The 13,378-nt window shown below is 61.2% G+C and carries 13 protein-coding genes; 10 read left to right on the forward strand and 3 right to left on the reverse strand.

Annotated features, from left to right (window positions below):
• The first annotated feature begins 88 nt into the window (after positions 1 to 88).
• The 7 genes from apaG (at position 89) to APH28_RS19375 (ending at position 8,013) form a co-directional block, all read left to right on the forward strand.
• The gene (gene apaG, locus APH28_RS19345; protein ID WP_027917463.1) at positions 89 to 469 is read left to right on the forward strand and encodes a Co2+/Mg2+ efflux protein ApaG; all 381 of its coding nucleotides are present in this window, start codon (positions 89 to 91) and stop codon (positions 467 to 469) included.
• A complete protein-coding gene (locus APH28_RS19350) occupies positions 469 to 1,308 on the forward strand; it encodes a symmetrical bis(5'-nucleosyl)-tetraphosphatase (protein ID WP_060512137.1) in 840 nt (279 codons plus the stop codon). Before apaG ends, APH28_RS19350 begins: the two co-directional genes overlap by 1 nt.
• A 41-nt stretch (positions 1,309 to 1,349) precedes the next feature.
• A complete protein-coding gene (gene glpE / locus APH28_RS19355; RefSeq protein WP_060512138.1) occupies positions 1,350 to 1,679 on the forward strand; it encodes a thiosulfate sulfurtransferase GlpE in 330 nt (109 codons plus the stop codon).
• Positions 1,680 to 1,962: 283 nt separating this feature from the next.
• Positions 1,963 to 3,885, forward strand: a complete 1,923-nt coding sequence (locus tag APH28_RS19360) for a PrkA family serine protein kinase (protein WP_060512139.1) — start codon at positions 1,963 to 1,965, stop codon at positions 3,883 to 3,885.
• Between the two features lie 142 nt (positions 3,886 to 4,027).
• A complete protein-coding gene (locus APH28_RS19365; RefSeq protein WP_060512140.1) occupies positions 4,028 to 5,299 on the forward strand; it encodes a YeaH/YhbH family protein in 1,272 nt (423 codons plus the stop codon).
• Positions 5,296 to 6,864, forward strand: a complete 1,569-nt coding sequence (locus APH28_RS19370) for a SpoVR family protein (RefSeq protein WP_060512141.1) — start codon at positions 5,296 to 5,298, stop codon at positions 6,862 to 6,864. The genes APH28_RS19365 and APH28_RS19370 overlap by 4 nt, the downstream gene beginning before the upstream one ends.
• 54 nt (positions 6,865 to 6,918) lie before the next feature.
• Positions 6,919 to 8,013, forward strand: a complete 1,095-nt coding sequence (locus APH28_RS19375) for a multifunctional CCA addition/repair protein (protein WP_060512142.1) — start codon at positions 6,919 to 6,921, stop codon at positions 8,011 to 8,013.
• Positions 8,014 to 8,122: 109 nt separating this feature from the next.
• Here APH28_RS19375 and folK read toward each other — a convergent pair whose 3' ends face one another.
• Both folK and folB read right to left on the reverse strand, forming a co-directional pair.
• The gene (folK, locus tag APH28_RS19380; RefSeq protein WP_060512143.1) at positions 8,123 to 8,632 is read right to left on the reverse strand and encodes a 2-amino-4-hydroxy-6-hydroxymethyldihydropteridine diphosphokinase; all 510 of its coding nucleotides are present in this window, start codon (positions 8,630 to 8,632) and stop codon (positions 8,123 to 8,125) included.
• Positions 8,623 to 8,979, reverse strand: a complete 357-nt coding sequence (gene folB, locus APH28_RS19385; RefSeq protein ID WP_027917471.1) for a dihydroneopterin aldolase — start codon at positions 8,977 to 8,979, stop codon at positions 8,623 to 8,625. Before folB ends, folK begins: the two co-directional genes overlap by 10 nt.
• Positions 8,980 to 9,053: 74 nt before the next feature.
• Between folB and plsY the strand changes: the two genes are divergently transcribed.
• On the forward strand, positions 9,054 to 9,623 hold the full coding sequence (gene plsY, locus APH28_RS19390; protein ID WP_060512144.1) for a glycerol-3-phosphate 1-O-acyltransferase PlsY: 570 nt from the start codon (positions 9,054 to 9,056) through the stop codon (positions 9,621 to 9,623).
• Positions 9,624 to 9,638: 15 nt separating this feature from the next.
• Here the strand turns inward: plsY and tsaD are convergent, their stop codons facing one another.
• Positions 9,639 to 10,664, reverse strand: coding sequence for a tRNA (adenosine(37)-N6)-threonylcarbamoyltransferase complex transferase subunit TsaD (gene tsaD / locus APH28_RS19395; RefSeq protein ID WP_060512145.1), 1,026 nt, complete (start codon positions 10,662 to 10,664; stop codon positions 9,639 to 9,641).
• A gap of 204 nt (positions 10,665 to 10,868) precedes the next feature.
• Between tsaD and rpsU the strand changes: the two genes are divergently transcribed.
• Positions 10,869 to 11,084, forward strand: a complete 216-nt coding sequence (rpsU, locus tag APH28_RS19400) for a 30S ribosomal protein S21 (RefSeq protein WP_003255575.1) — start codon at positions 10,869 to 10,871, stop codon at positions 11,082 to 11,084.
• A gap of 286 nt (positions 11,085 to 11,370) precedes the next feature.
• Positions 11,371 to 13,353, forward strand: a complete 1,983-nt coding sequence (dnaG, locus tag APH28_RS19405; RefSeq protein WP_060512146.1) for a DNA primase — start codon at positions 11,371 to 11,373, stop codon at positions 13,351 to 13,353.
• Positions 13,354 to 13,378 lie beyond the last annotated feature (25 nt).

The raw sequence follows: 13,378 nt of genomic DNA on the forward strand, positions 1-13,378 counted from the left end.
AACAAACTCCCACGCCCCTCACCGCTAGCCCTTCCCCCCGCCAATGGCCTAGACTGCATTATTGCGTCAGCTCGCCCAAGGCCCTTGCATGTCCGACCCTCGTTATCAGATCGACGTCAGCGTCGTGACCCGTTACCTCAAAGACCAATCCGACCCCGAAAGCAGTCGCTTCGCCTTCGCCTACACCATCACCGTGCAAAATAACGGCTCGGTCAAAGCCAAGCTGCTGTCTCGGCACTGGCTGATCACCAACGGTGACGGCGAAGTCGAGGAAGTACGTGGCGCCGGCGTCGTCGGCCAGCAGCCGACCATCGAGCCCGGTCAGAGCCATACCTATAGCAGTGGCGCGGTGATCAGCACGCGCGTCGGCACCATGCAGGGCAGCTATGAGATGTTCGCCGAAGACGGCAAGCGCTTCGAAGCCGACATCGCGCCCTTTCGCCTAGCGGTCCCTGGGGCGCTGCACTGATGGCCACCTACGCTGTCGGCGATCTGCAAGGCTGCCTGCAACCGCTCAAATGCCTGCTCGCCCGGGTCAACTTCAACCCGGCGGCCGACCGCCTGTGGCTGGTTGGCGACCTGGTCAACCGCGGCCCAGAGTCGCTGGAAACCCTGCGTTACCTCTATTCGATCCGCCAGTCGCTGGTGTGCGTACTGGGCAACCATGACCTGCACCTGTTGGCCGCCTGGCACAACGTCGAGCGCCTGAAGAAAAGCGATACCCTGCGCGAAATCATCGAGGCGCCGGATGCCGACCAGCTGCTCGACTGGCTGCGTCAGCAGAAACTGCTGCATTACGACGAGCCCCGCGGCATCGCCTTGGTGCATGCCGGCATCCCGCCGCAGTGGACCCTCGGCCAGGCGCTGCAACTGGCAGCAGAAGTCGAGCAAGTGCTGCGCGATGACACCCGCCTGCAACTGTACCTGGACGGCATGTACGGCAACGAGCCGAACAAGTGGAGCAAGAGCCTCACCGGTGTCGAGCGGCTGCGGGTCATCACCAACTACCTCACGCGCATGCGTTTCTGCACGGCGGCAGGCAAGCTCGACCTCAAGAGCAAGGAAGGCTTGGACACTGCGCCCAAGGGCTACAAGCCCTGGTACGCGCACAAGGACCGTCGCTCGCGCCACGTGAAGATCATTTTCGGCCACTGGGCCGCCCTCCAGGGCCAGGTTGACGAGCCCGGCATCATTGCCCTCGACACTGGCTGCGTGTGGGGTGGCGCCATGACCCTCTACAACGTCGACACCGGCGAATACCACCGCTGCGACTGTGCCGACGACGGCAACTTACGCCAGCCCGCCTGAACGCCTACACTTATCGATCACCCCTGAAGGAAGCTGTATCCATGAGCGAATTCAAGCGCATCCCTCCCGAGCAGGCCCTGGCCCTGCGCGCGCAAGGTGCGGTAGTCGTCGACATTCGCGACTCGCAAGCCTTTGCCGCCGGCCACATCACCGGCGCCCAGCATCTGGATAACCATTCGGTTGCCGAGTTCATCCGCAATGCCGACCTGGATGCCCCGACCCTGGTGGTCTGCTACCACGGCAATTCCAGCCAGAGCGCAGCCGCCTACCTGGTCGGCCAGGGCTTCTCCGACGTCTACAGCGTCGATGGCGGCTTCGAACTGTGGCGCAACACCTACCCGGCCGAGACCGCCCAAGGCACTGCCGAATAATTTTTTCATTTTTACTGCAGCCCGCGCCCCACGCGGGCTTGCAGCCCACCTGACGAACGGTCGTTCGCAACTTCTCCACCGCTCGCCCTTGACCTTGCGGATAACCAACTATTCTTAAGCGCAGGCCATCCAAAAAAAGGGGAGAGCCGGTACACCGGCGTGCGGGTCATCGGTAGCGTTTCAGGGTGTTCTGGGGGGTATACAGCAATCGGCGAACCCGGTTGCATGCCAGCATCAGCTGACTGATCCGGCGTCGTCTCCACGTATCGAGCGAGGTGACGTCATGAGTATTTTTAGCCACTTCCAAAACCGCTTCGAGTCTACGCGCCAGGAAGAACTTTCGCTGCAGGAGTACCTCGAGCTGTGCAAAGAGGATCGCAGTGCCTACGCATCAGCGGCTGAACGGCTGTTGCTGGCCATCGGTGAGCCAGAACTGATCGACACCTCCAGCAACTCCAGGCTGTCGCGAATATTCTCCAACAAGGTTATTCGCCGGTATCCGGCCTTTGCCGACTTCCATGGCATGGAAGAGTGCATCGACCAGATCGTTTCGTACTTCCGCCACGCCGCCCAAGGCCTGGAAGAGAAGAAACAGATCCTCTACCTGCTGGGCCCGGTAGGCGGCGGCAAGTCGTCGCTGGCCGAGAAACTCAAGCAGCTGATGGAGAAGGTGCCCTTCTACGCAATCAAGGGCTCACCGGTATTCGAGTCCCCCCTGGGCTTGTTCAATGCCACCGAAGACGGGGCCATTCTCGAGGAAGAGTACGGTATCTCTCGGCGCTACCTGAACACCATCATGTCGCCATGGGCCACCAAGCGCCTGCAGGAATTCGGCGGCGACATCAGTAAATTCAGGGTCGTCAAACTCTACCCTTCGATCCTTAACCAGATTGCCATCGCCAAGACCGAACCAGGCGACGAAAACAACCAGGACATCTCGGCCCTGGTCGGCAAGGTGGATATCCGCAAGCTTGAGGAATTCCCGCAGAACGACGCCGACGCCTACAGCTATTCGGGCGCACTGTGCCGGGCCAACCAGGGCCTGATGGAATTCGTGGAAATGTTTAAGGCGCCGATCAAGGTCCTGCACCCCTTGCTCACCGCCACCCAGGAAGGCAACTACAACAGTACCGAAGGCCTCGGGGCGATCCCCTACACCGGCATCCTGCTGGCCCACTCCAACGAATCGGAATGGCACACCTTCCGCAACAACAAGAACAACGAGGCGTTCATCGACCGGATCTACATCGTCAAGGTGCCGTACTGCCTGCGCGTCAGCGATGAGATCAAGATCTACGACAAGCTGCTGATCAACAGTTCGCTGGCCAAAGCCCATTGCGCGCCCGACACGCTGAAGATGCTCGCTCAGTTCACCGTACTCTCGCGCCTGAAAGAGCCGGAGAACTCCAACATCTACTCGAAGATGCGCGTCTACGACGGTGAAAATCTCAAAGATACCGACCCGAAAGCCAAGTCTATCCAGGAGTACCGCGACTCGGCGGGTGTTGACGAAGGCATGAACGGCCTGTCGACTCGCTTCGCGTTCAAGATCCTTTCCAAAGTCTTCAACTTCGACCCGCACGAGATCGCCGCCAACCCGGTGCACCTGCTGTATGTGCTGGAACAGCAGATCGAACAGGAACAGTTCCCGGCCGAGGTGCGCGAGCGTTACCTACGCTACCTGAAGGAATACCTGGCACCGCGCTACATCGAGTTCATCGGCAAGGAGATCCAGACGGCTTACCTGGAGTCCTACAGCGAATACGGCCAGAACATCTTCGACCGGTATGTGCTGTACGCCGACTTCTGGATCCAGGACCAGGAATACCGCGACCCGGAAACCGGCGAGATCCTCAACCGCATCGCCCTCAACGAGGAGCTGGAGAAGATCGAGAAACCGGCCGGCATCAGCAATCCGAAAGACTTCCGCAACGAGATCGTCAACTTCGTGCTGCGTGCCCGCGCCAACAACAATGGCAAGAACCCGAGCTGGCTCAGCTACGAGAAGCTGCGGGTGGTGATCGAGAAGAAAATGTTCTCCAACACCGAAGACCTGCTGCCGGTCATCAGCTTCAACGCCAAGGCCAGCAAGGAAGATCAACAGAAGCACAACGACTTCGTCACGCGGATGGTGGAGCGTGGCTACACCGACAAACAGGTGCGCCTGCTGTCGGAATGGTACCTGCGGGTCAGGAAATCGCAATAAAGCGGCAAGCTACAAGCCGCATGCTTCACGCTGCCCAGCGCCGGGCCCAAGCCCGGCGCCGTAGCTTGCAGCAGCGGTGGCTGCTCGTTCCCGCAGCCTGAAGCTTGTGGCTTGCAGCTGCTCCCCAGCTACCGGAGGTACCATGAGCTACGTTATCGACCGACGCCTGAACGGCAAGAACAAGAGCACGGTCAACCGCCAGCGCTTTCTGCGGCGTTACCGTGACCACATCAAGAAGGCCGTCGAAGAGGCGGTCAGCCGCCGCTCCATCATGGACATGGAGCACGGCGAGCAGATCAGCATTCCGGGACGGGACATCGACGAGCCGGTGCTGCACCACGGTCGTGGCGGCAAGCAGACCATCGTGCACCCGGGCAACAAGGAATTCACCGCTGGCGAACATATCGCAAGGCCCCAGGGTGGCGGCGGGGGTAGTGGCCGCGGCAAGGCCGGCAATTCCGGCGAGGGCATGGACGAGTTCGTCTTTCAGATCACCCAGGAAGAGTTTCTCGAGTTCATGTTCGAAGATCTCGAACTGCCCAACCTGGTCAAACGCCACCTCACCGGTGCCGACACCTTCAAGACCGTACGCGCCGGGATCGCCAACGAAGGCAACCCCTCGCGCATCAACATCGTGCGCACCCTGCGCTCGGCCCATGCCCGACGTATTGCCCTGACCGGCAGTAGCCGTGCGCTGCTGCGCGAGGCCCAGAAGGAACTCGACCGGCTGAAAGTCGAGGAACCGGACAACTTCAGCGACATCCAGGAAGTCGAGCTGGAAATCGAGCGGCTCAAGGCGCGCATCAACCGCCTGCCCTTCCTCGACACCTTCGACCTCAAGTACAACCTGCTGGTCAAGCAGCCCAACCCCAGTTCCAAGGCGGTGATGTTCTGCCTGATGGACGTGTCTGGCTCGATGACCCAGGCCACCAAGGACATCGCCAAACGCTTCTTCATACTGTTGTACCTGTTCCTCAAGCGGAATTACGACCGCATCGAGGTGGTGTTCATCCGACACCACACCAGCGCCCGCGAAGTCGACGAGGAAGAGTTCTTCTACTCCCGGGAAACTGGCGGCACCATCGTCTCCAGCGCACTGAAGATGATGCAGGAGATCATGGCCGAACGTTACCCGGCCGCCGACTGGAACATCTATGCCGCACAGGCCTCCGACGGCGACAACTGGAACGACGACTCGCCGATTTGCCGCGAGATCCTGTCCAAGCAGATCATGCCCCATGTGCAGTACTACACTTACGTTGAGATCACCCCACGTGAGCACCAGGCGTTGTGGTACGAGTACGAACGCATCGGCGAGGCCTTCCCCGACACGTTCGCTCAGCAGCAGTTGGTCTCGGCCGGCGATATCTACCCGGTCTTCCGTGAACTCTTCCAGCGCAGGTTAGCCACATGACCGCCAGAGCACAGAGACGCCAACCCATTTCCACCGGGTCCGAGTGGACGTTCGAGCTGATCCAGACCTATGACCGGGAAATCAGCCGGCTGGCCGAGCGTTACGCCCTGGACACCTACCCCAACCAGATCGAGGTAATCACCGCCGAGCAGATGATGGACGCCTATGCTTCCGTCGGCATGCCGCTGGGTTACCACCATTGGTCCTATGGCAAGCAGTTCCTCAGTACCGAGAAGTCCTACAGCCGAGGCCAAATGGGCTTGGCCTACGAGATCGTGATCAACTCCGATCCGTGCATCGCCTACCTGATGGAAGAAAACACCATGTGCATGCAGGCACTGGTGATTGCCCACGCCTGCTATGGCCACAACAGCTTTTTCAAGGGCAACTACCTGTTCCGCACCTGGACTGACGCCACGTCCATCATCGACTACCTGGTGTTTGCCAAGCAGTACATCGCCCAGTGCGAGGAACGCCATGGTATCGACGCTGTGGAAGACCTGATTGACTCCTGCCATGCGCTGATGAACTACGGTGTCGATCGCTACAAGCGCCCTTATCCGATCTCCGCCGAGGAAGAACGCCGACGTCAGAAAGACCGGGAAGAACACCTGCAGCGGCAGATCAACGACCTGTGGCGCACGATCCCCAAGAGCGCCGAAAAAGGCGGGGAACGCGACGACGCGCGCTTCCCCTCCGAGCCACAGGAAAACATCCTCTACTTCATCGAGAAGAACGCCCCGCTGCTCGAGCCCTGGCAGCGCGAAGTGGTGCGCATCGTGCGCAAAATCGCCCAGTACTTCTACCCGCAGCGTCAAACACAGGTGATGAACGAGGGTTGGGCGACCTTTTGGCATTACACCCTGATGAACGACCTGTACGACGAAGGCCTGATCACCGAAGGCTTCATGATGGAGTTCCTGCAGTCGCACACCAGCGTCGTTTTCCAGCCCGGCTTCGACAGCCCGTACTACAGCGGCATCAACCCGTACGCACTGGGCTTCGCCATGTACACCGACATCCGCCGCATGTGCGAGAACCCTACCGAAGAAGATCGCCACTGGTTCCCCGACATTGCCGGCAGCGACTGGCTTTCAACCATCAAGTTCGCCATGAGCAGCTTCAAGGACGAGAGCTTCATCCTGCAGTACCTTTCACCCAAGGTGATGCGTGACCTGAAACTGTTCAGCATCCTCGATGACGACCAGCGCGACGACCTGCTGGTACCGGCCATCCATGACGAGGCCGGTTACCGGACCATTCGCGAACAACTGGCCGCCCAGTACAATCTTGGCAACCGCGAACCCAACGTGCAGATCTGGAGCATTGACCGCCGTGGTGACCGCTCGCTGACCCTGCGCCACCAGCAGCACAATCGCAAACCGCTGGGCGATTCCACCGAGGAAGTGCTCAAGCACCTGCACCGCTTGTGGGGCTTTGATATCCACCTGGAGACCGTACAAGGCGACCAGGTGGTCAAGACCCATCACATGCCGCCGCGTGGAGAGCATGCCGAGAGCGGCGACTACGGGCGCATGGACCTCGCCGTTATACACCACCTCTGATGCACCGCCATTACTGCCGACAGGGTATCCTGTCGGCAGTAATGGAGGCTGCACATGCATATCTACAAAGTCGGCGGCGCAGTACGCGACCGCCTGCTCGGGCGCCCGGTCAGCGATATCGACTGGCTGGTAGTGGGTGCTACGGTCGAAGAAATGCACGCCAAGGGCTATCGCCCTGTCGGCGCTGATTTCCCGGTATTCCTGCATCCGAAGACGGGCGAGGAATATGCCTTGGCGCGTACTGAACGCAAGAGCGGCCGGGGTTATGGGGGGTTCACCTTCCACGCAAGCCCCGACGTGACCCTGGAAGAGGACCTGATCCGGCGCGACCTGACCATCAACGCCATGGCCGAGGATGAACACGGCACGGTCTACGACCCCTACCACGGTCAAGCCGATCTTGAACAGCGCGTTCTGCGCCATGTTTCCCCCGCGTTCGCCGAAGATCCCTTGCGCGTATTGCGCGTTGCCCGCTTCGCCGCGCGTTACGCGCCCATGGGTTTCAAGGTTGCTGATGAAACACTGGCCCTGATGCGCCAGATCGCCGAATCCGGCGAACTGCAGGCATTGACGGCCGAACGCAGCTGGAAGGAAATCGAACGGGCGCTGATGGAAAGCGAGCCGCAGGTGTTCATTCAGGTACTGCGCGCCTGTGGCGCGCTGAAGGAGTTGATGCCCGAGTTGGAACACAACGGGCATACCCTGGCGGCACTGCAGCGGGCGGCTGAGCAGCAGCAACCTCTGGCGGTGCGCTGGGCGTGCTTGCTTCGCGGTTTGGAGCCAGCGGCGATCAAGGCGCTCAATCAGCGTTTCAAGGCGCCGCGCGAATGCCAGGAACTGGCCGTGCTGGTGGGAGAATTTGCAGGGAATGCCGACGAGGCTTTGCAGCTAACACCTGCAAAATTGCTCGAAATGCTGCAAAAGTTCGATGTTTATCGCCGGCCGCAGCGTTTCGAGGATTTCATTGCGGCGTGTGAGATGGCCACATCAGGAGGTTATCCACAGGCCGACTATCTGCGCGGCGCAGCAGCAGCGGCGCGGGCGGTGGATGTGAAGCCACTGGTGCAAGCCGGATTGACGGGGCAAGGCCTGGGCGAGGCTCTCAAGGGTGAGCGGCTCAAAGCGCTTGAGGCTTACAAGCTGGGCTGACCGCACCGGCCCTTTCGCGGCTAAAGCCGCTCCCACAGGGACCGCAGGATGCCAAGGCTTATGCGGTCCCTGTGGGAGCGGCTTTAGCCGCGAAAGGGCCAGCACAGGCTCACGCCTGAGTCAGCTGCAACCCCCGCCACTCGAAAGCAACCGGCGCCAACACCTGGTCGATCCGCGCCTCCTGCCACAGCTGCGCCATGCTTTTCCCTGCCCCGGGGTGCACCAGCGTCGGCGCCAGTAGCGACAATGGCCACAGCACGAAGGCATTCTTTAGAATTTCCGCCCGGGGCAGTACCAGCCCATCGAAGGTGCCGTGCAGGTCGTCATACATGAGCACATCGATATCCAGCGGCAGCCCCTTACGATCAGGTGCATAACGCCCATTGTCCGCCTCGATGAACTTAAGCCGGCGATCCAGCTCCATCAGTGGCAGATCGGTCTTGCCGGTGACCACGAAGTTGATGAACGGCCCACTCTTGATGCCCACTGCCTGGCTCTCGAACGCCGGGGAGCATCGCATGTCACTGAGAATGGCCGCCAACGCATCGAGCCCTGCACACAGGTGCTGGTGGCGATTGATGTTGCTGCCAAGGCCCAGGTAAACCGTGCTCAGAGACATCCGCGCTCGATCTCCACGCCAACACCGCCACGCGCGGCAGGAACTGCGCCTGGCTTGGTGAGCTTGAGCCGCACCCAAGGAATGTGGAATTCTTCCATCAGCGTCGCCACCAGGCGCTCTGCGAAGGTTTCCACCAGCTCGAACCGCGCCTGTTCGGCAAATGCCTGCACCCGCGCAGAAACACTGGCGTAATCCAGCGCCAGGTTCAGGTCATCGCCGGCCGCCGCCGGGCGGTTGTCCCAGGCGAAACTCAGGTCCAGGCGCAGGCACTGGCGAATATCCCGTTCCCAGTCATAGGCACCGATGACGGTATCGACTTCCAGGCCTTCGATGAACACTCTGTCCAAGCACTTCTCTCCACAGCACGACAAGGGCGACGGGCGCCGTTAGAATCAGGGCGTCCTCGCCCGGAATAGTTAGCATGTTTTGGTTATTGGCGCTGCTCGCCTACCTGCTCGGCTCGCTGTCCTTCGCCATCGTCCTTAGCCGCCTTTCGGGCAGCCCGGACCCGCGTTCCAGCGGTTCGGGCAATGCCGGCGCCACCAACATGCTACGCCTGGCGGGCCGTAAACTGGCGATCCTGACCCTGCTGGGCGACCTGTGCAAGGGCCTGTTGCCGGTTTTGCTCGCCAGCGCTGCCGGCCTTGGCCTGCAGGAGCAGGCCTGGGTTGGCGTATGCGCAGTGCTCGGTCACCTGTTCCCGGTTTATTTCCGCTTTCGCGGCGGCAAAGGCGTCGCCACTGCCGCCGGCATGCTCATGGGCCTGTATTTCCCGGCGGCATTGCTGGCCATCGGCGCTTGGTTACTGACCTTCTACCTTACCCGCACCAGCTCGCTGGCGGCGCTTGTCGCAACCCCGCTGACCTTGCCGCTGCTGGCCTGGCGCGAGCCAGAGGCGCTACTGCCGATAGCCGTGCTCACGATGATGATCGTCTGGCGTCACCGCAATAATCTGCGCGATCTGTTTGCCGGGCGCGAAAGGCATTTCTGACGCCCCCTCTGAGATTCACAGCGGCGGCAACTGCTCCATGGGCCAGCGCGCCTGTACGCTGATCGCCAGGTCCTGCTGCTGCCCGGCCAACAGCCGCTGGCAACCGGCATAGGCAATCATCGCACCGTTATCGGTGCAGAACTGCGGACGCGCGTAGTACACGTTGCCCTTGAGACCGGCCAGCATGTCTTCCAGCGAAGCACGCAATGCCTTGTTGGCACTCACGCCACCGGCGATCACCAGGCGCTTGAGGCCGGTCTGCTTGAGGGCGCGCTTGCACTTGATGGTCAGAGTCTCCACCACCGCCTGCTGGAATGCCAGGGACACGTCGCAACGGGTTTGCTCATTGTCGTCGCCAGCATTCTTGCATTGCTGCCAAGTGTTCAGCGCAAAGGTTTTGAGGCCGCTGAAGCTGAACTCCAGGCCCGGCCGATCGGTCATCGGCCGCGGGAAGACGAAACGCCCGGGCACACCCTGCTCGGCCAGGCGCGCGATTTCCGGGCCACCTGGGTAATTGAGGCCGATCAGCTTGGCTGTCTTGTCGAAGGCTTCGCCGGCAGCATCGTCGAGGCTCTCGCCCAGCAGTTCGTATTGGCCGATGCCATCCACGCGCACCAACTGGGTATGGCCGCCCGAAACCAACAAAGCGACGAACGGGAACTCGGGCGGGTTTTCTTCCAGCATGGGTGCCAGCAGGTGGCCTTCCATATGGTGCACGCCGATCGCCGGGATATCCCAAGCGAAGGCCAGGGCCTGGGCGCACGAGGCGCCGACCAGCAACGCACCGACCAGGCCAGGACCCGCGGTGTAGGCGATGGCGTCGATCTCGGTGGCAACGCAGCCAGCTTCCTCCAGCACTTGGCGGATCAGCGGCAGCATGCGCTTGACGTGGTCACGCGAGGCGAGCTCGGGCACCACCCCACCGAACACGCGGTGCAGGTCGATTTGACTGAACAGCGCGTCGGCTAACAAACCACGTTCACTGTCGTATAATGCGACGCCGGTTTCGTCGCAGGATGTTTCCAATCCCAGTACTAGCATGGGCTCGTCCCTTGTGGGGGCTGAATTCGAAGCCGCGCATGATAGTCCCCGTGCCGGGTGCCGACCAGCGGTTTTCGATCAGAGGCTTTGCATTCCGGCGTACTAAGGGTTAACATCCGCAACCCTTGAAAACCGACGTTCTCCAGCACACCTTTGTTTTGCCAGGAGCACGTCTACCCCGGTAATGAATTAAGGTAGCCCTGGATGCCAGCCGTCAAAGTTAAAGAGAACGAACCCTTCGACGTAGCTCTGCGTCGTTTCAAGCGCTCCTGCGAAAAAGCCGGTGTACTGGCTGAAGTTCGTAGCCGCGAGTTTTACGAGAAGCCGACCGCCGAGCGTAAGCGCAAAGCAGCTGCTGCTGTTAAGCGTCACGCCAAGAAAGTTCAGCGCGAACAGCGCCGCGCCGTTCGTCTGTACTAATACAGACGTTCTACGCTAGAGCTTCTGCCCTGCCCGGCTCACTGCCGGGCCGATGGCAGCGGTTTGCTTGACCTTGAGCAGCTAGCCCAAGGTGCCTGTTGCAACTTGCAGCGGGCAAATGGTTTCAAAGCGTCAGATCTGGTTTCGACCAGACGTGCACGTCCTGACTGACGAGCCCCCGGTAATGCTGGAGGCTGGCGACGAGCACACACCCCCTCGCACTTCCCCTAGCATCACTCGCCCCGATAGCGTTTAGACTTGCCAGTTGCCAGATGACGAGACTGCCATGGCCGGGCTGATTCCCCAAAGCTTCATCGACGACCTGATCAACCGCCTCGACATTGTCGATGTGGTGAGCTCGCGCGTTCAGCTGAAAAAGACCGGCAAGAACTACTCCGCCTGCTGCCCGTTCCACAAGGAAAAGACACCTTCCTTCACGGTCAGCCCCGACAAGCAGTTCTACTACTGCTTCGGCTGTGGCGCCGGCGGCAACGCCCTTGGCTTCGTCATGGACCACGACAACCTGGACTTCCCCCAGGCCGTCGAGGAGCTAGCCCGCGCCGCCGGCATGGAAGTGCCCAGGGAACAAGGCCGTCGCGACAACAAACCGCGCCAGCCAACCGATTCGCCACTGTACCCATTGCTGGACGCCGCCTCGGAGTTCTACCGCCAGGCCCTGCGCAGCCACCCGACCCGCAAGGCGGCAGTGGACTATCTCAAGGGCCGCGGCCTGTCGGGCGAGATCGCCCGGGACTTCGGCCTGGGTTTCGCGCCGCCGGGCTGGGATAACCTGCTCAAGCACCTGGGCGCCGACACCCTGCAGCAAAAGGTAATGATCGATGCTGGCCTGTTGATCGAAAACGCTGAAAGCGGCAAACGCTATGACCGCTTCCGTGACCGGGTGATGTTCCCGATCCGCGACAGTCGAGGGCGCATCATCGCCTTTGGCGGTCGTGTCCTGGGCGATGACAAGCCCAAGTATCTTAACTCCCCGGAAACCCCAGTATTCCACAAGGGCCAGGAGCTCTACGGGCTGTACGAGGCACGCAAGCACAACCGCAACCTCGACGAAATCATCGTCGTCGAGGGTTATATGGACGTGATCGCCCTGGCCCAGCAGGGCCTGCGCAATGCCGTGGCCACCCTAGGCACGGCCACCAGCGAAGAGCACCTCAAGCGCCTGTTCCGCGTGGTGCCCAGCGTATTGTTCTGTTTCGATGGCGACCAGGCGGGGCGCAAGGCCGCCTGGCGCGCACTGGAGTCGACCCTCTCGGCGCTGCAGGATGGCCGCCGCGCGCGCTTCCTGTTCCTGCCCGAAGGCGAAGACCCGGACAGCCTGGTACGCGCTGAAGGCACCGATGCCTTCATGGCCCGGATCAACCAGCACGCACAGCCGCTGGCTGACTACTTCTTCGAGCAACTGAGCAACGAAGCCGACCCGCGCTCGCTGGAAGGCAAGGCACACATGGCGACCCTGGCCGCGCCGCTGATCGAAAAGATCCCCGGTGCCAACCTGCGTCAGCTGATGCGCAATCGCCTGAAGGAAATTACCGGTCTGGACCCGCAGCAGGTCGAGCAACTGACGCAACAGGCCCCGGCGGCCAGCAGTGTGCCGGACTATGACCCTGGCTACGATTACGATGCCATGGCCAGCTACACCCCCGACTACGGCGACATGCCGCAACACGACTACACCCCCACTCATCAGGAACAGGAGTGGAAGCCGAACAAAGGCGGGGGCAAGAAACAGTGGAGCGACAAGCCTTGGGACAAGAACCGCAAGGGCGGCAAGCCATGGCAGCAACGCGACGAAGCACCGCCACGGGTGCCGGCACCGGTCGAACCACCCACCCTGGCCGCCCTGCGCACCTTGCTGCACCACCCGCTGCTGGCGGGCAAGGTCGAGGACGCCAGCCACTTCGCCGACGAAGAGCACCTCTACAGCCAATTGCTGGTGGCGCTGATCGAAGCTGCGCAGAAGAATCCTGGGCTAAGCTCAATGCAACTGATCGCACGTTGGCACGGCACCGAACAAGGCCGCCTGCTCCGGGCCCTGGCGGAAAAGGAATGGTTGATCGTGGCCGACAACCTTGAACAACAGTTTTTCGACACTATAACTAGCTTGTCCGCCCGCCAACGCGAGCGCAGCCTGGAACAACTGCTCAGGAAATCACGTCAAAGCGAATTGACCAGCGAGGAAAAATCACAGCTCCTCGCCCTGCTGAGCCGGAATGTTCCCGCACAAACGCCGACCTCATCTGGCGCGTGAGGCCCATGCTCGGGTATAATCCTCG

It is taken from the genome of Pseudomonas sp. NBRC 111124 (assembly GCF_001320245.1).
Classification (GTDB): domain Bacteria; phylum Pseudomonadota; class Gammaproteobacteria; order Pseudomonadales; family Pseudomonadaceae; genus Aquipseudomonas.